The sequence below is a fragment of the [Clostridium] scindens ATCC 35704 genome (assembly GCF_004295125.1).
In the GTDB taxonomy this organism is placed as follows: Bacteria; Bacillota; Clostridia; order Lachnospirales; family Lachnospiraceae; genus Clostridium_AP; species Clostridium_AP scindens.
This window is the reverse complement of the sequence record NZ_CP036170.1, coordinates 2,367,028-2,388,966: the sequence shown is the minus strand read 5'-3', so window position 1 is coordinate 2,388,966 and position 21,939 is coordinate 2,367,028. Positions and strand designations below refer to the sequence as shown.

Below are 21,939 nucleotides of genomic sequence, written 5' to 3'. Positions count from 1 at the left end.
AAAAAGATCGTTCTGTATATTATAAACGACTAAACAGTACAAACGTTAACTGCTTTCAGCTTTCTGCTGTCTTTTGGATCTGCCTCTACATCAAAAGTCACTGCCTGACCTTCTTCAAGAGTCTTGAATCCATCGCACATAATAGCTGAAAAATGTACAAATACATCTTTGCCGTCTTCTCCTGTAATAAATCCATATCCTTTTTCTGAGTTAAACCATTTTACTGTACCATTGTTCATTAAGCGGTACCTCCATATTCTAATTTTGTGCTTTTTGGATAATAAAAAAACGTCCTTTATTCGTAAATCATGTGGAAACGACTTACAAACATAGGTCCGATTCATACATTACCCGATTACATTTATTACTATATCATGTATTGCTTTAAAAGTAAATAGAAACTTTTCAAAAAACTGGCCTGTTTGTTTTCTTTGTATCTGGACTTTTTAAGCCATCCACTTTAGTGATAGTATAGTCTACAGAAAAGCAATTGCAATCTATAATACATTAAAGGATGTGAACCGACTTGACGAAAAAGATCGCTGTAATCAATGATTTGTCCGGATTCGGCCGCTGCTCTCTCACTGCGGCCATCTCCGTCCATTCTGCCATGGGCGTCCAGGCTTGCCCGCTTCCAACCGCAATCCTGACTGCACAGACCGGCTATCCCAGCTACTACTGTGATGACTACACAGACAAGATGGAGCATTACCGCGCCGAATGGAAGAAGATGGGGCAGCATTTCGACGGCATATACACCGGCTTTGTAGCCGGAGAAGCGCAGATCCGGCAGATTTTCAACTTCATAGACACCTTCGACAGCCCGGATACATTTCTGCTGGTAGATCCAGTAATGGGGGATAATGGACGTACCTATTCTATCTTTACTCCGTCCCTCCTGGCACAGATGAGAAGGCTTGCTATGAGGGCAGATATCATTACCCCTAATCTTACGGAATTCTGTCTTCTGGCGGAAGCGGATTATAACAAGATCGCCAACTTTACACAGATAGACCAGCAGCTGTCCGCCATCCGCGCATTGGGCCAGTCGTTCTGCCAAGACGGCCCCCGTGACATCGTCGTCACCGGAATCAATTTCACGGATGCTGACGGGACGCAGCAGGTAGGCAACCTATATATGAATCATAAGGATTCTTTTTTCTGCTCTCTGCCTTATGTTGGCGGAAGCTACTCGGGCACTGGGGATTTATTCGCCTCCTGTATCAGCGCGGGGATGGCCAGAAGCATTCCTCTCCCAGACATTATGCAAACTGCCGGACAGTTTCTGGAACTGGCCATCAAGGATACCGTAGCAGATGGAATCCCCCGCAATGATGGCGTAAACTACGAGAAATACCTGTCTTGCCTAATTCCGGAATGTAACAATTTTTTTAATCATAAGGAAGGATGATGAATTATGAAAACTACCAACAGGCCCGCTGCCCTCATCACCGTCACCGGCCTATTCGCAGCAATGATCGCCTTGATGACCGCATATATTTTCCACATACCCTATGGAGCGAACGGAGGATATATCCACTTTGGAGATGCTCTGATCTATATCGCCGCCGTCCTCCTGCCCCGTCCGTATGCCTTGGCCGCAGCGGCGATCGGGGGCGGGCTTGCAGATCTCATGACCGCGCCAATGTGGGCGCCCGCGACCATATTGATCAAGATGCTTATCACGCTTCCATTTACCAGCCATAGCACAAAGATGCTGGAGATGCGCAATATAATCGCTCCGCTCCCTGCCCTTTTCCTGTCCGCAACAGGCTACTATCTGGCGGAGGGCATCCTCTTCGGCTCTTTTGCAGCGCCGCTGGCTTCTCTTGCAGGAAGCGCCATACAGTCCGGCGGAAGCGCGGTTATCTTTCTTCTTACCGCGGCAGCGCTTGACCGAATCCATATAAAAGCCAAGACACAGCAGTTTTTATTCAGCAATCACTAAGATTACAGAAGGGAAGGATATACGATGGCTGATATTTTATACACTTACAAAGACCAGGTATATGCTAATATTACCAACAAATGCAACTGCCGCTGCCGCTTCTGCATCCGAAGCCACGAAGACGGCGTAGGCGATGCAGACACTCTCTGGCACAAGACTGATCCCACACTTGAGCAGATCAAGGAAGCTATGGACGCCTTTGACTTTGCCGGCTATAAGGAACTGGTCTTCTGCGGCTATGGAGAGCCCACTTGCGCGATCGATAACCTGGTCGCTTCGGCAAAATATGCAAAAGAGAAATATGGACTGTCCATCCGGGTGAACACCAACGGGCTGGCAAACCTATACTATGGAAAAGATGTCATTCCCCTTCTTGCACAAGCGGTAGATTCCGTATCCATCAGCCTGAATGCGCCTACCAGCGAGCAGTATAATGAAGTTTCCCGCCCACAGCTTGACAACGCGTTTGAAGGACTCCTTCAATTCGCAACGGAATGCAAAGGACAAATTCCTTCGGTGAAACTTACGATTGTAGATGTGCTGCCCAAGGAGGAAATCGAGGCATGCAAGAAATTGGCCGCCTCGCTGGATATACCACTAAGAATACGCAGATATGCCTAACGGATGTCTGCGAAATATGGGGGACGGAATATGGACAGAATATTAACTTATCAGATTGGCCCTTCCGAGGGAGGGCTTCGGATTGAGCAGTTTCTCCTGCGCAGAGGATACTCGCTTCAGAATCTCACCCAGTTAAAGAAAATGAAAGAAAGCGTGCTTGTAAACGGCCAGTGGCTTCATCTGAACCGCCGTCTTACATCTGGTGACGAACTGGTGATCCACATACAGGAACATGAATCCTCCAAAAATATTCCTGCGGTAAACCTGTCTCTGGATATTGTGTACGAGGATGAGGACATCATCGTCATCAATAAGCCTGCCGGAATGCCTATCCATCCCTCCCAGAATAATTACAGGAATTCTCTTGCCAATGCCCTTGCCTGGTATTATCAGGAACAGGGGAAGGCTTTCGTATTCCGGTGCGCGAACCGGCTGGATCGGGATACTTCCGGACTCACCGTTGTCTCCAAGCATATGCTAAGCGGCAATGTTCTGTCGTCCATGGCCGCCGACAGGATGCTTCACCGGGAATACCTGGCAATCTGCAGAGGCCATATCACGCCCTCTGCCGGAACCATCCATGCTCCTTTATCACGAAAGCCCGGCTCCATTATCGAGCGCACCGTAGACTGGGAGCAGGGAGAGACAGCCATCACCCATTATTGCGTCGTAGATGAAAAGAACGGACACAGCCTCGTCTCACTTCGCCTGGAGACTGGCCGCACACATCAAATACGCATTCATATGAAACATCTGGGCTACCCTCTCATCGGAGATTATCTGTATAATCCTGACATGGAATATATTGGGAGACAGGCGCTTCATTCCCATAAGCTTTCATTCCCTCATCCAATTACCGGGGAGGATATGGAATTCATCGCGCCGCTTCCCGAGGACATGCAATCGGTGCTGGATCCATAAACCTTAACAGGCCTTTTGCCTGGCTTATGATTTTCTTAAGAATCTTTAGAAATTTTTCTGACTGTTGACATACTTACGTCACATTTATTCCTTATAATAAACTTATCAATTAAAGAAGACGGTAGTCGTACTGAGGTGTCTGTATGATTACCGGACTTCGCCTAACAATACGTAAAATTTACATAGATTTTTTCATCCCCCTTTCGGGCCGGCGCATAAGTGCCGGCTCTCTCTCTGTGCAAAAAAATGAATAATTTTTACATTAGGTATTCCCTCAGACGAATCTCTTATGCTATAATCAGTACGTGGCTTCCATCCGAAGCCATACACTATGCAGCAGTGGTCGAGTTGGCTGAAGGCGTCTGCCTCGAAAGCAGAAGAGCCGAAAGGCTCCGGGGGTTCAAATCCCTCCTGCTGCGTTATATCCTGCCAGTACATCTCTTTCGGTACATGCAGGATATATTTTTCCAATAATTTCTTCCGTTTTTTTAAGATTCTTTAGAAACATTTCCGTCTTCTGACATATCTGCTTCACATTTTCCGGCTATAATAATCATATTAGTATCTTAATCCTCCCTATCATGAGCCTCTATATTCTGATCCATGCTCCCAGACCGGAATCCTTCCAGATCAAGCGCAATATAGACATAGCCCAGGCTCTTGAGATATTCTGCAATCTCCTTTTTGTATTCCATGACCACGTCCATAGCCTGGCAGTCCACCTCGATTCTGGCAATATCGCCATGAACTCTGACCCGTACATTGTAAATCCCAAGTTCCTTAAGATAAGACTCTGCGTCTTCCACCTTACGCATATCCGCATAAGTCAGCCTGGTTCCATAAGGGAATCTGGTGGCCAGGCAAGGCGTCGAAGGCTTCTTCGCTACGGAGATCCCATATTCTTTCGCAAGCAGCCTGACCTCTTCTTTGGTAATGCAGGCGTCCGCCAAAGGACTGATGATTCCCAGTTCTCTTATCGCGCGGATACCCGGGCGATAGGCCTTAAGGTCATCCGCATTGGTCCCTTCCATTATCCATCCTGCCTGCAGCTTAGCGGCCTCGCCCTGGATCTGCTCAAACAAATGCCTTTTGCAGCGATAGCACCGGTCTGTCGGATTGTCCGCAATCTGCGCGGTTTCCAGTTCATCAATCTTAAGTATCCTGAAATCAGCCCCAATCTCTTCGGCAACCCTTTTGGCGCTTTGCGCGTCACCAGACGGGTGCATCGCCGTATGAAGGAAGACTGCATACACCTTCCGATTACTTTTTAACGCCGCTTCGCAGGCAAGTTTCAGCAGCAGGCTGCTGTCCACTCCGCCGGAAAATGCAACGATCACGTCCTTCTTGGCATAGCCTTCCATCTGTCTTCTCAGGCACTGCATCTTCTCTTCGTTCCTTTTCATTCCCTTTCCTCTTCCTGCCTTCCTCTTAATCCCAGCCTGTTTATCTGGGCCGCAATATAGCCCGCCCCGTATCCATTGTCAATATTCACCACCGAGATGCCATTGGCGCAGGAATTAATCATGGTCAGAAGGGCCGACAGTCCATGCATGCTGGCGCCATAGCCAACCGAAGTCGGGACGGCAATAACCGGCTTATCCACCAGGCCTCCGATAACGCTGGCAAGAGCGCCTTCCATGCCGGCCACCGCGATCACGCAATTGGCCCGCTGTATGGTCTCCAGCCTGGCGAGCAGCCTGTGCAGCCCGCTTACTCCCACATCGTAAACGCGCTCTACGCAGGCGCCAAAATATTCGGCCACCTGGGCCGCTTCCTCCGCTACCGGAATATCTGCCGTGCCTGCCGTACAGACGGAGATGCGGCCTGCTCTTTCCTTTCCCTCATGTTCTATCTTCAGTATTCCTGACGTCTCATCATACTGCACCTGTGCGTATTTGCTCCTTATCAGTTCATATTGTTCCCTGGATGCCCTGGTGCCAAGGACTTCCCCTTCTTCCTCATACAGCCTGCCAAAGATCGCAAGGAGATGCGCATCTGCTTTTCCGGCACAAAATACGACTTCCGGGAAACCGGAGCGTATCTTCCTGTGGGTATCTAGCTTGGCATACCCCAGATCCTCAAAAGGCTGGCGTCTCAAGGCGCCTTCTGCTTCCTCAAGGCTCAGTTCCCCCTTCTTTAACCTTTCCAGTATCTCGCGTGTCTCCATAATCTCCTCCTGTATGTATGCATGCTATTCATCCTGTTTCTTGATCTCTTTCTTAATATTTTCCCAGACTCTTTCCGACATCTCCTTATACTCCGTCTCCTCCACGCCCTCTTCCGGAATGACATACTTTTCCAAATACTCCCATTCCAGGCTGGCATACTCCGGATACCGCTCCATAAATTCCGTATATTCAACGATCCTGTCCTCTTCCAGCATCCTCCTGGCCATCTTCATATATCCATTAAAAGAAAGGCCATGATTACGATTAGTCCTTGTCCCGTACGCAAATACTACGCGTATATAATATTTAATTTTGCTTAAAGAAATCCTTATCTTATTCATACACATATTTATACCACCATCTACTGTTTTTTAATATATGATAACTCATTTTGAGTTAAATCTCAACGTGATTGGTTCAAGTATAATAATATGTTTCCGATAGGAGGGAATTTGTATGACGTATCACGAAGACTTGTATATGATTTATAGAGATCGTCTTAGGGCGCTGCGAGAAGATAGCGATCTTTCACAGAAAACTATCGCGGATTATCTCGGCATTGGTCAGACTACTTATTCCCAATACGAACTTGGCAAACGTTCCATGCCAGTAGAATATATTATCAGACTCTGCCAGTTTTATAACGTTTCCGCAGATTATATGCTTGGTTTAACAAATGAGAAATAAAGATCTATTTTCGGATATTTGCAACCAACTTGTTAATGTCTACATGACTGCCGGAGCGAATAAGTTTCTACGAACCCTATCTTACTAACCACTTATTATTTTGCTTCTATCGCTTTCTGTTCTCTTAATTTTTGATTTGCTTTTTCTACATTCAATTGTGTAAGCAGTAAAGCTACCAGAATATTAATAATCATTGGGAGCCACAGATACATAAAGTGAAGCATATTAATACAAGACTGTGACTGTACTGCCAGTTTTCCATCGAAACCACCAAAGTCAAGTAACCATCCCACAATTGCTGTGCCAAGTCCACTACCAATTTTTAATCCCATAGAAGTACAGGAATACATCGTTCCGTCAATTCTCTTTCCATACTGTAAAAATGTATGTTCAGAGCACTCAGCTACTAATGCATTTAAGTTTCCCTGCCATGGAGCCATACCAATCGCTCCAATCGCTGTACCCACCAGCATAAGAGGAACACTTCCCATATATCCTGCAATGATCACAATTCCACGTCCAGCTGCTGCAATCAAATATCCAGAGAAGTTCAACTTATAATATCCTTTATATTTTGCTACCATTGCCGGTAAAAACGCAAGACCTATAATAAGCGCCAGATTTATCGCTCCAGAAAATGTTCCGAGCAGTTCTGCTTTTCCGAGTACGTATGTCATATAGTAAATTCCACAGTTTATAATTGCCGAATATGTCTGTCTGAGGATATCAACAACAAGAATTACGATATAATATCTGTTATGTATTAACATTTTAATAGATTCAATCAAACTGTATTTTTCTTCTTCGGATTTTTCCTCTCCATTTCTCAGTTCTTCCTCTGGAAGTTCTTTTACCGAAAATACAGTCAGTGTATTAGAAATCAAGCCAATAATCGCATAAATAATTGCGATTGTTCTCCAGCCTTCTGCTCCCCCGCCAAGTTGCTTAACCAATCCTACTGTAATTGTCTGAATAAGAAAACTTGTACCAAATGCGAACATGAAGCGGATAGATCCCATCTGCACACGTTCTTTTAAATTCTTTGTTACCAGTGCTGTTAATGTGGAATATGCTATATTATTTGCTGTATAAAATCCTGCATTTAATAACAGGTAAGTAATAAAGAACCATGCATACTGAGAAGTTTTTCCTAATGTAGTCGGAACTGAAAATGCTGCAACCAGTGTAATTGCACATCCAAAATATGCACCAAACATCCATGGCCTTGCTTTTCCCATCTTGGTATGTGTACGGTCAATCATTGAACCAAAAATAACATCCGAAACACCGTCGAGTACCTTCGATGCTGCGATCAGCGAACCAATTACACCAGCCTTTAATCCAACAGTATTTGTCAGGTAAATCATAATAAACGAAGATAAGAATGCAAATACCACATTGCCTCCTATATCGCCGGAGCCATATCCTACTTTGTTATACCATTTTAAATATCTCTTTTCTTCCATCGTGTTCACTCCCCTATTCATTTAACATTTTTTTCTTACTGCTTCTTCCATCGGAAGCCCGGTATCATAATCCAATTGTCTTGGTTCATATTCTTCATTCTCTCGCTGTCTTGTATATCCTTCATTTTCCCAGTCTGGAATAAAATCGGTTCTCCACGGACGCATACTCCACTGATATCCACGGTATAAATCTCTCGTATCGTTCATATGCTGAATCAGTTTATCATGTAATGCATTGCGCTCTTCTATATACTTCTTATCTTCGATCAGGTTGTTCATCTCATATGGGTCATTTTCCAGATCATAGAATTCATCTGTATCCAGAAGATGGATGACCAGTTTATAACGTTTAGACATTACTGCTCTCATAATCTGCAGTCCACCAAATCCATCATGATCTATCTCATATCTTGTAAACTCTGTAAATACTACATCATTAATTTCTTTCTCCGGGTTCTTAATCTGTGGAAGCATACTCTTTCCTTCCAGTAATTTCGGAATCGGGAGTCCAAAATAATCCAGAATCGTTGGTGCAATATCAATATGGGATGCCATTGCGTCTTCTACATATCCCCTTTCCCCACCTTTAATAATCAATGGAATATTTGCGACTTCTTTATATGCCGCTGCATTTTTAGAAAATAATCTGTGTGCACCTAGCATATCGCCATGATCCGAAGTAAAAATGACCAGTGCATCTGGTGCAACTTCCCGGATTTTATCTAAAACTCTTCCAATTTCATAGTCCGCAAAGGAATTGCATCCCAAGAACAGTGATAATCCATCTGACGGCTGGTTAATTTCATCTTCAGTTGCATGCAGATTCTTTCCCGACCAAAGTCTCTGCATAAATGGTTTTTTTGAAAGATCATCCTGAAAGTTCGGACAACTTTCAAATTTAAATCCATCAAACATATGGTTAAACGGCTCCGGACAAAGTGATGGTCCATGTGGTTCATCATAGGATACACTTAAAAAGAAATCTTCGTCCTGATGGTTTTCTAAATATTTGATCGCACGGTCTGAACAACGATGTGCATAAGTAAATTCTTCTGAGAAACCATCTTTATAACATTCTTTTGGATCTCTGGACCTTACTTTTTCCTCATCCGTCAACTCATCCAGATATGTTTTCATATCATACCAGTATTCCGGATCCCATCCTTCTGGACATCGCCCATTTCCAAAATAATCAGATCCATCCAGATGCCATTTTCCAATATACCCACATGAAATCCCATGATTGTGCAATCTCTGTCCAATTGTTTTAACATTATCCCCCATTGCAATACTGTTCGTTACCATTCCGTTCGTATGTGGAAATGTACCAGTAAAAATTGCACTTCTTGCTGGACCGCACACCGGCTGACAGGTATATGCATTTTCATAACGGATACCTTCTTCTGCCAGACGATCCAGATTTGGTGTCTTCATTTTCGGATTTCCATAGCATCCCACCATATCTTTCCTGGTCGTATCTGTCATCAGAAATATCACTTGCTTTTTCATCTTTCATCCTCCTCGATTTCAATTTATGATTGATTCTGCCCGTCACTTAATTGCATACTCAGTATAGTACCCCGATTGTAGTATTCCTATATCAGATTATGTGTTTCGTATGGACGATTCTGCTTTTCCAAAGGCAAGCGCTTGCTGTTGGGATACAATAGATAGGTAACATAAAAAAACAAGGATTCGCTTCGATAATAATCTAAACGAAGGGAGAATCCTTGCATGTCAATCTTATCACAGCAGAAATACCAACGTCAACGAATGGTTATATATACACAGAAACATTCTAAGAACTAAGACAGATCCGAAAGAGATTAAAAAAATATCAATGGACGGATTTACTTTTGGCTTCTCAGGAATTATGTGAAAAAGATAAGTGCCTGTGAAGTTGTCAATACTTTTGACTCATTCACAGAACGTGGTTCAAGAAAACCTTCTGTTGTATAAGGCTTCAAATACGGTATTGGGGGGAAGGTAAGGGGTGAACTCGCAATCATGTATCCGGAAAGGATGCCAGAGTAGCAAAAACCGCCGGAATGCCAAGACTAAATGCATGCCCGGATTATGGATTATCTTCCGGCCGCTCTTGACATACCAGTTTATTTCTGATATGTATTAACCAAGGACTTGACAGCGGAATCCGCCGTCAAGCCCCATTAATTATCATAGAAGATCTGAATTTACAGAAACCAAAGGCAAACGCCTGCTATCTTGACAGTATTTGAATATGAATATATGCGAAAGAGAGGGACCTCTATGATTAACGTATCAGGTCACTTTAGAAACGAACGAAGATCCATTGGCTTTGAAGATCATTCCGCTTCACTGTCTGTAAATTGCTGTGGCATGCAGATCTTTAAAACTAAGGATTATACGCAGAATCGTGCAGCTGGTCGTGTAGATTACCAGTTAATCTACATCCATAAAGGAGCTGGACATTATTACCTGCACAAAAAATGGGAAAATCTGAGTGCCGGAAATATTCTGCTGTTCCGACCACATGAGCCTCAAACTTATTCTTATTATTTTGAAGAACATCCAGAAATCTATTGGATACACTTCACTGGAAATGAATGTAAAGAAATAATCCAAAAATACAACCTGCATAACTGTTATATCGGTGAACATAGTTTATTAAAAACGCTATTTCAGGAAATAATTATCGAATTACAAATAAAGAAACCCTATTTTGAAGAGATGGTGTTAAGTAATTTCCTACAGATTCTTGCTACCATCGCACGTTCTCATCAGCAGATTCTCTCTCCTCTTGAGAATGATTTTTCCATAAACCGCCTTGTAATCCAGTTGAATCAGAAATATATGGATGACTGGAACATAGAGTCTATGGCAGAGTATTGTAAACTCAGTACCGGATATTTCTCACATCTCTTCAAGAAACGTATGGGGAGTGCTCCTATGAAATATCTCACAGAACTTCGTATAGAAAAGGCAAAAGAATTGATTGCTACTAATTCCATGAATTTATCAGATATTGCTCAAATGGTAGGATTTACCGACTCCCTTTACTTTAGCCGAGTATTTAAAAAGACTACCGGAATTCCTCCAAAAGAATTCCAGCAGTCTTTGCTTACTTCAAATACTCCCGACTGGTGGGCTGATTAATATTCAGTCCACTATTTTATTTTTTCAGCATTTTCATACCTCTTGATAGTTTCGTTTACTTGTTCTACTATTGATTATAAAAATGTTATGCCTGTCTGTACATGCACAAAATTATAAGCAATATGCACTTTTTCTCTCATAAACCATCAACAATTTACACGATTTCCAAGTTCCATGATTTGTTCATAACAATGTTCAAAAAATATTTGATATCCTTCGCAAAAGTAATTCAAATATCCGGAGTCCCCCTGCTCCCGGTTTCTCATACATCCGCCTCCGCAAAGTCTGTAGTACCTGCACTTTTTACATTTTAAATCAAGCTCCATTGAACGTTCCTCAAATCCTAACTCTTTACGTTTTTCATCAATCTCTGAAATAATGTCCGTATTCAGATTTCCCAGGTAAAAGTCGTCCAGCACAAAAAAATCACAAGGATACACGCTGCCATCCGCTTCCACTACATACTGAATTCCACACTGCCCCCTCTGTTCACAGGACTCAGCCATATACCCTGCTGCCAGCCCCACATAATTTTCAAACTGTCTGATATACGGATGACATCCTTTTTTCAGGTCTTCATACCATAACCCAAATAGTTCCATCAAAAACTTTCCATACTGTTCTGGCTTAATTGAATATGCAGTTTTTCCATGTTCTTCTCCATATGGATCCAGACAGGCAATATATTGTTGGTAATGCCATCCCTGCTGCCGGTAAAACGAATAAATTTCTTTTATATTTTCAGCAATCTTTGGTGTTACCACTGTTAAAATATTATACTCCACACCATATTTATCCAGTAACTTTGCAGTCTTATTTATCCGCTCAAACGTATCTTCCCCATTCTTACTGTGACGCATAGAATTATGTATCCTGGCAGTACCATCTACTGATAATCCAACCAGGAATTGATTTTCTTTAAAGAATTCACACCATTCCTTTGTAACTGCATATCCGTTTGTCTGAAATGCATTGATCACCCGTACATGGTTTCGATTATATTTTTTCTGAAACCAGACTGCCCTCCGGAAAAACTCCAGTCCACGAAGTGACGGTTCTCCGCCCTGCCAGGTGTAGCTCGCAACACCTTCTGCCTGAAGCATTGTTCTGCGAATCAAATTCTTTAGAGTATCTTCACTCATCATTCCATAGAATTCCTGCTCTCTTTTGGCTGCTTCATCACAGTAAAAACAGTAATCACATGTCATATTGCACATCCCGGATGCCGGCTTCACTAATACACTTATATTCCTCATTCTTTATCCTCCAATGAATGATATTCCAACCTTCATAACCCCTGCCAGAACCATAACCCAGATTGGATTCATCTTGATTTTCCGAAGTAATACGATGCATACCACAAAAATCACGACCAGACTCCATTTTGTTCCTGCCAGTGCAATGGCTGCTGCATTTCCCCAAAAAGCAGTAATTAAAATAGAAATTCCTGCTGAGGCAATCATCGCAACCACTGCCGGTCTTAGAGAGTTCAATACTCCCTGCAGCATAGCCATATTCCGATATTTCAGATACAATTTCGCAATAACTGTAACAATAATACAGGATGGTAAGATGCATCCAAAGGTTGCCACCAAAGCACCTGGAATTCCCGCAATCTTGATTCCAACAAACGTAGCTGAATTAACAGCAATCGGTCCAGGTGTCATCTGCGAAATCGTAATCAGATCGGTAAATTCTGACATGCTGAGCCACTTATGCGCCGTCACAACCTGCCCCTGAATCAGCGGCATTGCTGCATATCCTCCACCAAAACTAAACATACCAACTTGTAAAAAACTAAAAAACAACTGCAGATAAATCATTTTTGTGCTCCTTTCCTTACAAGGAAAGTCCGGATTACTCCAATCATTCCACAAGTAATGACTATATATATTACATTCACGCCATAAATGCAGGACGCTCCAAATGCACCTGCCATGATCAGTAAAGATAATGCGTCTTTACTCTCAACAATTCCTGCTCCCATTTCATAAGTCACTGAAGCAATCACTGCACCAACTCCCGCCTGCATTCCTTCCAGCATCTGACTCACAAGATAGTTACTCCGAAATGCATTGTAGCAAACAGATATCACAGATATAATCAGGAATGGCGGAATAATAGTTCCAACAATTGCAACCAGCGTTCCCAACATTCCCGCCAGCTTATATCCCACCACAATTGCTCCATTCACCGCGATTGCCCCTGGTGATGACTGCGCAATCGCTACCAGATCCAGCATTTCATTTTTTTCAATCCAGTGATAATCATCTACAAACTTCTTTTTCATCAACGTAACTATTACATAACCACCGCCAAATGTAAAGGCACTTAAATATAATGTTGAAATAAATATTTTCCATAGTACTTTTTTCTTACATTTCATAACTATCTTATCTCCCTTCACCGTCTCTTAGTATATCCTCGGTTGACACTTATGTAAAATACTATTATTATATGAAATAGATAACTTTTTCATTATGTATTTTAGGAGGAACGCTTATGACATTACGGCATTTGAATATTTTTGTTTCTGTATATGAGTACAACAGTATTACCAAAGCTGCTGATGCACTTCACATTGCACAGCCTTCTGTCAGTCTGGTAATAAAAGAATTGGAAGAATATTATGGAATTCAACTATTCGACCGGATCGGGCGTGGGATTACCCCTACAGAAGCGGGAAAAGAACTTTACAGCTATGCAATTCATATTGTCTCTCTCTTCAATGAAATGGCGCAGCGTATAAAAAACTGGGATAATGTTGGAACTCTGCGTATCGGTGCTAGCATTACAATCGGTACACACATTCTTCCTGGATTAATCAAGGAATATCAGAAAGACTTTCCCTATCTCAGAATCAAGGTAACTGTAAATAAATCAGCCACGATCGAACAACATATTTTAGATAATAAAATTGATATTGGGTTAATTGAAAACCAGCCTGATCATCCCGAGATTCTCTCTCAACCGTTTATGAAAGATAATCTTTGCGCAATCGTTCCAAACGAAGATCCACTTTCTTCTAAGGCGTATATTACCCTTGAAGAACTGGCTTCACGTCCATTTCTAATGCGTGAAAAAGGAAGTGCCGGGAGAGAAATTCTGGACGCCTGCTTTTCTTTAAAAAATATTCATGTAAACCCTTTATGGGAAAGTTCCAGTACTCAGGCTATTGTAAAAGGAGTTTCTATGAATCTTGGTGTTGCTGTTCTTCCTTATCTTTTAATTAAAAGAGATATTGAAGAACATAACGTCAATTACCTGCCGTTTAAAACCCCGTTAACTCGAAATCTGAATATTATTTATCACAAAAGCAAATACCTCACCCGCAACATGCTTTCATTTATTGGACTTTGCAAAAAAGTGGGCAGGAGTCATTTGGTGTGCATCCCGTCAAGTAGACAATTGAATAAATATAAGATTAGTGGACCTGTTGACAAACTAAAGAAAAATGACTTTCTGTATGGTATACTTATTATATCAATTGCAGGAGGTTACTTTTTATGATGGGAATACAAAACGGACAAATCCAAATAATAATCCTTGATATAGATTCCATGATTCCAGAGAATCATCTTCTGAGACAGATTAAAAGTAAACGTCAGGCGTATGGTTTGACGTTTACACATTAACCAAGTTTGAACAGACTATGAATGACTAAGGGCTGACTTGCGAATGATATCCATTTTATAATAAAAATAGTGTCTTCGACACTTCAACTCCCCTGCCCCTCAATCATGAGGGATAGGGGTTTCTTTTTGCTTCATTTTGCTTCATAATGGTCTTATGAATATCTTACAAAAAATTTTTATCGAACATTATGAAGAAATGATTTATCTTCAACATCCTCGTGATGCTATTGTTGAGAATGTAGAAAAAATGATTCATTGTGGCGATCCATCTTATGGTGGCGCCATGTATATTTGTCCCAATTGTGGTAATTTCAAATTTACTGCTTTTCGTTGTCATTCTCGCTTCTGTCCAACTTGTGGTAACATGTATTCCATTGACAGAACTACTGCTATGTCTTTTAAGATTATTGATGTACAACATCGGCATTGTGTTTTTACCATTGATGATTCTTTGCGGCCTTTTTTTCTTAAAGACCGTTCTCTTCTTAACTGCCTTTTTTCGGCAGTCAACAGCGTGATTTCTCGTATGTTCCATAAAGAAAATAAATCTGAATTATTTACTCCTGGATTTATTTGCGTCCTTCATACCTTTGGCAGAGATTTAAAATGGAATCCTCACATTCACTGCCTTGTTTCTGAAGGTGGTGTTGGTAATACTCTTTCCTGGCGACACTTCAAACATTTTAACTATCATTTTTTACGTGATGCGTTCCAAACTGCTCTTTTAAATGAACTCCATCAAAAAATAGGTCCAGCTTTCAAAAAAGTAAAATCTGCTATCTATGCAAAAGATAAAAATGGTTTTTATGTTCGCGCCATGCCTAACAAGTGTAATCCTTCTCAGGTTATCAAATATATCGGTCGTTATCTTGGCAGACCTGTTATTGCTACTTCTCGCATTGATTCTTACGATGGTGATTTTGTCACCTTCCATTACAACCGTCATGAAGACAATAAACTTATTACAGAAACTGTTCCTGTTTTGGAATTCATTGACCGCTTAACACAACACATCCCTGAAAAACATTTTAAAATGATTCGCTATTATGGTATTTACGCTCGTCACCGTAATTCTGACAATTTTTTACGAAAAGCCATTTCCAGAGAAAAACATAACTTTTTTCTTTCACTCAATAGGTGGCGTGATTCAATCTTACATTCTTTTGGTTACGATCCTTTAAAATGTCCGAACTGTGGAAAAACCATGCTATTTTTAGAACTATATTTTAATCATAATCCTGTTCCTTTGCATGAATTATACGAAAAGGCTATGCAAAAACATAGATGTCGTTCGCCTGCCTCGTTTTCATATCTTCCAAAACCTCTTTTCTCATGATAAACTCAATATATCTTAAGAACGGAGGCCACACTATGAAACGTATAACAGAAGCAGAACTCGCAAAGGAACTAAGGGAACAGTACATTAAAAATCCACCAGAAGGTATGACTTCTAAAGAAGTCCATGACATGAGTGACGACGAACTTCTGGATATGGATTATTTCTTACATGAATTTGATAACCTTGATGATGACGATTTTGGTGAAGAGGGCTTTTACATCTTTTAATCCAAACCGTCTGATTCACTATGCCCGCTTTTGAGCGGGCTATTTTAGTCCCCAAGTTCTCCGAAAGGAGAACTTTCCTATAAAGTAAGAAAAAACCACCATGATTATCATGTGATATCATGGTGATTCTTATTCTTATTATCTATAATCTTATCTGAACTTACTGAATTTCCCTGATCTTCTTGCGAAGGCTCAGTACTTGGTTCGGAGCCACCGACAGTTCATCGATTCCTATCTGGATAAAATATTCCGTCAGTTCCAAATCTGCCGCCAGATCTCCGCAGATGCTGATATGCTTGCCTTCCAGATGTACATTATTGGCAATAATCCGAATCATCTTAAGCAATGCCGGATGATGCGGATCATAGAACTTATCAATCTTGCCGTTCTGTCTGTCCATTCCCAGAGTAAGCTGGGACAGGTCATTGGTTCCAATACTGAAGAAATCAACCTCTCTGGCTAATTCTCCGCTTATCATGACGGCCGCCGGAGTCTCTATCATAACGCCTACAGGAATCTCCTCATCAAAGGAAGTCTTTTCATCCTTTAATTCTCTCTTGGCTCTTTCCAGCATGACCTTGGCATGTGTCACTTCTTCAATGGATGTTATCATCGGAAACATGATCGACAGATTCCCGAACGCGGATGCCCGCAGAATTGCCCGCAACTGGGTCTTGAATAGTTCTTCCTTATCCAGGGAGACGCGGATTCCACGATACCCTATGGCTGGATTGGCATCCTCGCCCAGATCCAGGCACTCTGCCACTTTATCTCCTCCAAGGTCGGCAGTACGGATGACCACCTTTTTCGAGCCCATGGATTCTGCCGCCAGCTTGTATGCCTGGAACTGCTGTTCCTCTGTAGGAGGCTTGGCCCCATTCTCCATGTACAGGAATTCACTCCTGAACAGTCCGATTCCGCCTGCGTCACAGCGGATAACATTCTCTACATCTTCCCGGCTTCCAATATTGGCGCAGACATCAATCCTCTGGCCGCTCTGAGTAATATTGTCCTTTCCTTTCAGACGCTCCAGGTTCTTCACATGGGTGTGCTTCTCATCCTGCTTCTGCTTCATCCTGGTAATCGTAGTATAATCAGGCTCAATATAAACCTTGCCCTCAAAACCGTCAACGATGATCATCTTGCCTTCATAATCTTTCTTAAGCGCCTCTCCAAGTCCAATGACAGAGGGGATTCCTTTCGTGCGCGCCAGTACCGCCGTATGGGAATTGATCGTTCCATACCGCGTGGCAAACCCCAGCACCTTGGTCTTATCCAGCTGCACTGCCTCGCTCGGGTACAGTTCGCCCGCCGCCAGTACAAAAGGCTCATCCGTCAGCATCTTGTCTTTCCATCCTCTGGACAGAATGCGAAGGACACGGTTTGCCACATCTTTCACGTCTGCATCGTGTCCTTGCACATAGTCTTTCTCCTTCGCTACCGCATCTGATATAAAGCCTTGCGCTACGCTTTGGATGGCATATTCTGCATTCAGTTTCTGAGTCGCGATGATATTCGTAATCTGATCTATAAAATCCCGGTCTTCCAGGATTGCCTGCTGCATCTCAAAGATAGCGGCATTGGCTTCTCCCACTTCCTTCGCCGCTGTGTCATAGAGAATCTTCAATTCCAATATTGCCTTCTGCCGGGCCTTCTGGAAACGCATGACCTCTTTCTCCACATCCTTTACATAGATGCGACGATTCTCCTTCGTATCTCTCTTGTAAAAAGACAGTTTCCCGATGGCTATGCCCTCGGACACCTTTTTCCCCGTCAGTGTAATCATACCTTATATCCTCTACTGTTTGATTCGTATCTTTTATTGGTAATTAGCACTATATACTTTACACGCTTACGGGCATTTCGTCAAGAGAAATGATTAGTCAAACAGCGGGGTTGAAAGGTATCTCTCACCCGTGTCCGGAAGCAGCGCGACGATGGTCTTTCCTGCGTTCTGCGGCCTCTTCGCCAGTTGGATTGCAGCGTGAAGCGCGGCCCCTGACGAGATCCCTACCAGAATCCCCTGCTTCCTTGCGATCAGGCGGGCAGCCTGATAGGCCTCCTCATTCTCCACCTTTAATATCTCATCATAGATATCCGTATCCAGAATCTCCGGCACGAATCCCGCGCCGATTCCCTGCAGGCCATGAGGTCCCGGCTTGCCGCCCGAGAGCACGGGAGAATCGGATGGTTCCACTGCCACTACCTGGATTAGCGGATTCTTTTCCTTGAGATATCTGCCGGTTCCCGTAATTGTCCCCCCGGTTCCTACGCCAGCCACGAATATATCTACCTTCCCGTCCGTATCCTCCCAGATCTCCGGCCCGGTAGTATTGATGTGTGCTTTGGAATTGGATTCATTCACAAACTGTCCCAGGACAATGGCATTGTCCATCTCGCCCGCCAGTTCTTCCGCCTTCTTTATCGCTCCTGTCATGCCAGCCTTGCCGTCCGTTAGCACAATCTCGGCTCCATAGCCTTTTAAGAGTTTCCTTCTCTCGATGCTCATCGTCTCCGGCATGGTGAAAATGGCCTTGTATCCTCTTGACGCGGCTATGGCTGCCAGGCCGATACCGGTATTGCCACTGGTTGGCTCAATGATCGTTGCTCCGGGGCTAATCAGCCCCTTCTCCTCCGCATCCAGGATCATGGAGAACGCCACTCTGTCTTTAACGCTTCCCGCCGGATTGAATAGTTCCAGCTTCGCGTAGATCCTGGCTTCCAGTTTTTCCACCTCTTCAATCCTCGACACCTCCATTAGAGGCGTCTTTCCGATTAATTCTTCTACATTCTGGTATACTTTTCCCATGTCTGTCTCCTCCATATTAATATAGTAGATCGTCCTTAATCAATGATATGCGTTCTATCACCGTCTATACTGCCTGAAATGCCTGTTCAAGATCTTCAATAATATCATCAATATGCTCTGTCCCGATGGAAAGGCGTACTGTGTTCTTTTGGATCCCCGAGGCTTTTAGTTCTTCCTCCGTCATCTGGGAATGGGTGGTACTAGCAGGATGGATCACCAGGGATTTCACATCGGCCACATTGGCAAGCAGAGAGAATATCTGCAAGTGATCGATGAATCTTCTGGCCTCTTCCTCCCCGCCCTTGATCTCGAAAGTAAAGATGGATGCGCCTCCCTTTGGAAAATATTTCTGATACAGGCCATGATATCTGCTGTCTGGCAGCGCCGGATGGTTCACCCGCTCTACCTTGGGATGCTTCTCAAGATATTCTACTACTTTTAATGTATTTTGTACATGACGCTCCACCCTAAGAGATAAGGTTTCTATCCCTTGCAGGAACAAAAACGCATGAAGCGGCGCGATGGTCGCTCCCATATCCCTTAACAGCACCGCGCGGATTCTGGTCACAAATGCGGCCTCCCCTGCCGCTTTGGTAAATATGACGCCATGATAGCTGGGATCCGGCTCAGTCAGCTGCGGATACTTCCCGGATGCATCCCAGTCGAATCGGCCGCCGTCGATAATGACTCCGCCAAGGGCCGTGCCATGTCCTCCGATAAACTTAGTGGCGGAATGAACCACGATGTCCGCCCCGTACGCAAGCGGGCGCAGAAGGTATGGCGTAGCAAACGTACTGTCCACGACCAGTACGATGCCATGCCTGTGGGCAATCTCTGCAACCTTCTCAATATCCACCAGATTAGCGCCAGGATTGCCGATGGATTCCACGAACAATGCCTTGGTATTCTCCTGTATCGCAGCCTCCCACGCGCCTTCTTTGTCCGGATCTATGAATGTAGTGGCAATCCCCTGGGTTGGAAGCGTATGTTCCAGAAGATTATAGGACCCGCCATATATGTACTTGCTGGCCACGATATGATCTCCTGTCTGAGCCAGATTCTGGAATGTATAAGTGATGGCTGCCGCTCCTGAGGCAACTCCAAGGGCTGCCGCCCCGCCTTCCAAAGCCGCCATTCTCTTCTCGAACACGTCTTGCGTGGAATTGGTCAGCCTTCCATATATATTGCCTGCATCCGCAAGTCCGAATCTGTCCGCAGCATGCTGGCAGTCGCGGAATACATAGGACGTAGTCTGATAGATTGGAACCGCCCTTGCATCCGTTGCCGGATCCGGCTGTTCCTGCCCTACATGCAGTTGTAACGTTTCAAATCTCAATTCTTTTCTCTGGCTCATATCGTTGTCCTTCTTTCTTTATTTTTTTATATCATATATTACCTATCGGTATAGTAGGATTTAACTTTTTAAAAATATCAGATATAGTACATCATATCCTGACTATCCTGATAACTTCTATACTCGTTAACCAGATGTTCCAGCGTACGCTTCTCCATGAACTCATTGATCCGGGCGTCAATCTCATCCCACACCAGGCTCTTGATCGCCAGCTGCATGGCATCCAGGCTGCTTCTGTCCAGATCTTCTCCCACGATAGAGAATGGCCCTTCCAAGACTTCCAGTATCTCCTTCACCGTAATATCTTTCGCCGGCTTTGCAAGCAGATATCCTCCGCTGGGCCCTTTGATGCTTCGCACCAGTCCAGCCTTCCGAAGCTGCCCGAATACTTGTTCCAGATAGTTCAGCGAAATCTTCTGGCGAGCAGCTACCATAGCAAGCGCGGTGGGCTCGCCCTGGGAATATACTGCAAGATCAACCAATGCCCGAAGACCATATCTTCCTTTCGTTGATATCTTCATACTTCCTCCTGCATATCCTACTAAACCAATAAGTTTTATATGAGTTATTTTATACACCTATTTTTTCCATATGTCAATACTTATCTCAAATTTTTTGACTTTTCAATAATATCCCCGATCGTCACCTCCTGTGCCGTATCGAGAATGATCTGCCATATCTGGCTCCATATCTCCCGGGTGGCGCAGGTATTGCAGTCGATTCCGCAATCAGTTTCCTTTGTCAGGCACTCCACAGGAGCCAGTTCTCCTTCCTCAGCCTGCAGCACTTCCCTGACCGTTATCTCCCCGGCATCCCTTCCCAGGCAGTATCCCCCATGGGCGCCTCTGATGCTGACCACCAGTCCTTGCTCCTTCAGTTCCTTAATCAGGCGTTCGGAGTACTTGACCGAAAGCCCTCTTCTCCTGGCAATGCTGCCGATGCTTTCCAGCGCCCCATCCCCTGTATGCATGGCCAGGTCAGTGATGATCTCCAATGCGTAGATTCCCTTTGTTGATATTTTCATAGGCCTCTCATTTCTTTCCTAACTATTCTTGATATTCATTGTATCTGAAAAAGCGGCCCAGGGCAATTCTTATGTCCGTTTTTTTGTGAAAAACAATAAAAAGATTGTCAAATCCATTGACTTTTTTATAAATATATGCTAATCTGACGGGGTATTATCTATAGATTAGTTTTATGGATAATGCGGTATCTAATTATTTATTTTTATTTTTATGGAGGTATCGTAATGAAAGGTACAGTAAAATGGTTCAACAACCAAAAAGGCTACGGTTTCATCTCTGATGAGGCTGGAAACGACGTATTCGTACACTACTCAGGACTTAATATGGATGGTTTCAAGTCTCTGGAAGAAGGACAGGAAGTAGAATACGATGTGACTGAAGGAGCAAAAGGACCTCAGGCAGTTAACGTAACAAGACTTTAATTTCAAAATCACTAATCGGAATTTAGTTGTACCTTTTATATATATAAAGCAAGATTTGATTTAGATATTTAAAAGAACTACACGAAATGAGATTATGGCAAAGGCCAGGCAGCGTATCGCTGCCTGGCCTTTTCATATCCGCGCCCTGTCCGGGTTATTTCCTCTTTACTCTTGTTTACATT

General features: G+C 43.4%; 24 protein-coding genes and 1 tRNA gene. 11 read left to right on the top strand and 14 right to left on the bottom strand.

Annotation, left to right across the window (positions count from 1 at the left end; genetic code table 11):
• Window positions 1-29: 29 nt before the first annotated feature.
• Window positions 30-239, bottom strand: a complete 210-nt coding sequence (locus HDCHBGLK_RS12345; RefSeq protein WP_009248848.1) for a cold-shock protein — start codon at window positions 237-239, stop codon at window positions 30-32.
• A 287-nt stretch (window positions 240-526) separates the two neighbouring features.
• Between HDCHBGLK_RS12345 and HDCHBGLK_RS12340 the strand changes: the two genes are divergently transcribed.
• From HDCHBGLK_RS12340 to HDCHBGLK_RS12320, 5 genes are all read left to right on the top strand, one after another.
• Complete coding sequence (locus HDCHBGLK_RS12340) at window positions 527-1,411, top strand: pyridoxamine kinase (RefSeq protein WP_009248849.1); 885 nt, start codon at window positions 527-529, stop codon at window positions 1,409-1,411.
• Between the two features lie 6 nt (window positions 1,412-1,417).
• Window positions 1,418-1,948 carry a TIGR04002 family protein gene (locus HDCHBGLK_RS12335; RefSeq protein WP_004605705.1) on the top strand — a complete coding sequence of 177 codons (531 nt, stop codon included), beginning with the start codon at window positions 1,418-1,420 and terminating at the stop codon, window positions 1,946-1,948.
• Window positions 1,949-1,972: 24 nt separating this feature from the next.
• The gene (locus HDCHBGLK_RS12330) at window positions 1,973-2,569 is read left to right on the top strand and encodes a TIGR04100 family radical SAM protein (protein ID WP_004605704.1); all 597 of its coding nucleotides are present in this window, start codon (window positions 1,973-1,975) and stop codon (window positions 2,567-2,569) included.
• Between the two features lie 30 nt (window positions 2,570-2,599).
• A complete protein-coding gene (locus HDCHBGLK_RS12325; RefSeq protein WP_039909405.1) occupies window positions 2,600-3,490 on the top strand; it encodes an RluA family pseudouridine synthase in 891 nt (296 codons plus the stop codon).
• Between the two features lie 333 nt (window positions 3,491-3,823).
• Window positions 3,824-3,909 (top strand) — tRNA-Ser (locus HDCHBGLK_RS12320).
• Between the two features lie 147 nt (window positions 3,910-4,056).
• Here HDCHBGLK_RS12320 and larE read toward each other — a convergent pair.
• Genes larE through HDCHBGLK_RS19450 form a run of 3 tightly spaced genes read right to left on the bottom strand, consistent with a single transcriptional unit; the run spans window position 4,057 to window position 5,885 of the window.
• On the bottom strand, window positions 4,057-4,893 hold the full coding sequence (gene larE / locus HDCHBGLK_RS12315; protein WP_004605702.1) for an ATP-dependent sacrificial sulfur transferase LarE: 837 nt from the start codon (window positions 4,891-4,893) through the stop codon (window positions 4,057-4,059).
• Window positions 4,890-5,657, bottom strand: coding sequence for a nickel pincer cofactor biosynthesis protein LarB (larB, locus tag HDCHBGLK_RS12310; RefSeq protein WP_004605701.1), 768 nt, complete (start codon window positions 5,655-5,657; stop codon window positions 4,890-4,892). Before larB ends, larE begins: the two co-directional genes overlap by 4 nt.
• Before the next feature lie 24 nt (window positions 5,658-5,681).
• Window positions 5,682-5,885 (bottom strand): hypothetical protein, encoded by a 204-nt coding sequence (locus tag HDCHBGLK_RS19450; RefSeq protein WP_233440671.1) that lies wholly within the window; start codon window positions 5,883-5,885, stop codon window positions 5,682-5,684.
• A gap of 229 nt (window positions 5,886-6,114) precedes the next feature.
• On the opposite strand from HDCHBGLK_RS19450, the gene HDCHBGLK_RS12300 reads away from it, so the two are divergent.
• Entirely contained in the window at window positions 6,115-6,345 is a 231-nt protein-coding gene (locus tag HDCHBGLK_RS12300; protein WP_004605699.1) for a helix-turn-helix domain-containing protein, read from the top strand.
• A 95-nt stretch (window positions 6,346-6,440) separates the two neighbouring features.
• Here HDCHBGLK_RS12300 and HDCHBGLK_RS12295 read toward each other — a convergent pair whose 3' ends face one another.
• Complete coding sequence (locus HDCHBGLK_RS12295; protein ID WP_039909403.1) at window positions 6,441-7,811, bottom strand: MFS transporter; 1,371 nt, start codon at window positions 7,809-7,811, stop codon at window positions 6,441-6,443.
• 21 nt (window positions 7,812-7,832) lie between these two features.
• On the bottom strand, window positions 7,833-9,320 hold the full coding sequence (locus HDCHBGLK_RS12290; protein WP_004605697.1) for a sulfatase-like hydrolase/transferase: 1,488 nt from the start codon (window positions 9,318-9,320) through the stop codon (window positions 7,833-7,835).
• A gap of 759 nt (window positions 9,321-10,079) precedes the next feature.
• Between HDCHBGLK_RS12290 and HDCHBGLK_RS12285 the strand changes: the two genes are divergently transcribed.
• The gene (locus HDCHBGLK_RS12285; RefSeq protein ID WP_009248855.1) at window positions 10,080-10,946 is read left to right on the top strand and encodes a helix-turn-helix transcriptional regulator; all 867 of its coding nucleotides are present in this window, start codon (window positions 10,080-10,082) and stop codon (window positions 10,944-10,946) included.
• Between the two features lie 146 nt (window positions 10,947-11,092).
• On the opposite strand, the gene HDCHBGLK_RS12280 is transcribed toward HDCHBGLK_RS12285, so the two are convergent.
• Genes HDCHBGLK_RS12280 through HDCHBGLK_RS12270 form a run of 3 tightly spaced genes read right to left on the bottom strand, consistent with a single transcriptional unit; the run spans window position 11,093 to window position 13,332 of the window.
• The gene (locus tag HDCHBGLK_RS12280; protein WP_004605695.1) at window positions 11,093-12,202 is read right to left on the bottom strand and encodes an anaerobic sulfatase maturase; all 1,110 of its coding nucleotides are present in this window, start codon (window positions 12,200-12,202) and stop codon (window positions 11,093-11,095) included.
• Window positions 12,203-12,205: 3 nt separating this feature from the next.
• Window positions 12,206-12,769, bottom strand: coding sequence for a chromate transporter (locus HDCHBGLK_RS12275; protein ID WP_004605694.1), 564 nt, complete (start codon window positions 12,767-12,769; stop codon window positions 12,206-12,208).
• Window positions 12,766-13,332 carry a chromate transporter gene (locus tag HDCHBGLK_RS12270; protein ID WP_039909402.1) on the bottom strand — a complete coding sequence of 189 codons (567 nt, stop codon included), beginning with the start codon at window positions 13,330-13,332 and terminating at the stop codon, window positions 12,766-12,768. Before HDCHBGLK_RS12270 ends, HDCHBGLK_RS12275 begins: the two co-directional genes overlap by 4 nt.
• Window positions 13,333-13,448: 116 nt before the next feature.
• Between HDCHBGLK_RS12270 and HDCHBGLK_RS12265 the strand changes: the two genes are divergently transcribed.
• The 3 genes from HDCHBGLK_RS12265 to HDCHBGLK_RS12255 all read left to right on the top strand — a co-directional run bounded on the left by HDCHBGLK_RS12265 (window position 13,449) and on the right by HDCHBGLK_RS12255 (window position 16,147).
• Entirely contained in the window at window positions 13,449-14,456 is a 1,008-nt protein-coding gene (locus tag HDCHBGLK_RS12265; protein ID WP_004605692.1) for a LysR family transcriptional regulator, read from the top strand.
• 279 nt (window positions 14,457-14,735) lie between these two features.
• Entirely contained in the window at window positions 14,736-15,917 is a 1,182-nt protein-coding gene (locus HDCHBGLK_RS12260; RefSeq protein WP_039909242.1) for an IS91 family transposase, read from the top strand.
• A 35-nt stretch (window positions 15,918-15,952) separates the two neighbouring features.
• Window positions 15,953-16,147, top strand: a complete 195-nt coding sequence (locus HDCHBGLK_RS12255; protein WP_004607984.1) for a hypothetical protein — start codon at window positions 15,953-15,955, stop codon at window positions 16,145-16,147.
• Window positions 16,148-16,307: 160 nt separating this feature from the next.
• Here HDCHBGLK_RS12255 and ptsP read toward each other — a convergent pair whose 3' ends face one another.
• From ptsP to HDCHBGLK_RS12230, 5 genes are all read right to left on the bottom strand, one after another.
• Window positions 16,308-17,933 carry a phosphoenolpyruvate--protein phosphotransferase gene (gene ptsP, locus HDCHBGLK_RS12250; protein WP_004605916.1) on the bottom strand — a complete coding sequence of 542 codons (1,626 nt, stop codon included), beginning with the start codon at window positions 17,931-17,933 and terminating at the stop codon, window positions 16,308-16,310.
• A 93-nt stretch (window positions 17,934-18,026) separates the two neighbouring features.
• Entirely contained in the window at window positions 18,027-18,956 is a 930-nt protein-coding gene (gene cysK / locus HDCHBGLK_RS12245) for a cysteine synthase A (RefSeq protein ID WP_039909468.1), read from the bottom strand.
• A gap of 64 nt (window positions 18,957-19,020) precedes the next feature.
• Window positions 19,021-20,310, bottom strand: a complete 1,290-nt coding sequence (locus HDCHBGLK_RS12240) for an O-acetylhomoserine aminocarboxypropyltransferase/cysteine synthase family protein (protein WP_004605918.1) — start codon at window positions 20,308-20,310, stop codon at window positions 19,021-19,023.
• A gap of 77 nt (window positions 20,311-20,387) precedes the next feature.
• Entirely contained in the window at window positions 20,388-20,831 is a 444-nt protein-coding gene (locus HDCHBGLK_RS12235; protein ID WP_009249380.1) for an RrF2 family transcriptional regulator, read from the bottom strand.
• An 80-nt stretch (window positions 20,832-20,911) separates the two neighbouring features.
• Window positions 20,912-21,334, bottom strand: coding sequence for an RrF2 family transcriptional regulator (locus tag HDCHBGLK_RS12230; protein ID WP_004605920.1), 423 nt, complete (start codon window positions 21,332-21,334; stop codon window positions 20,912-20,914).
• A gap of 225 nt (window positions 21,335-21,559) precedes the next feature.
• Here HDCHBGLK_RS12230 and HDCHBGLK_RS12225 point away from each other — a divergent pair, with 225 nt between their 5' ends.
• On the top strand, window positions 21,560-21,757 hold the full coding sequence (locus HDCHBGLK_RS12225; protein ID WP_009249381.1) for a cold-shock protein: 198 nt from the start codon (window positions 21,560-21,562) through the stop codon (window positions 21,755-21,757).
• Window positions 21,758-21,939: the final 182 nt, after the last annotated feature.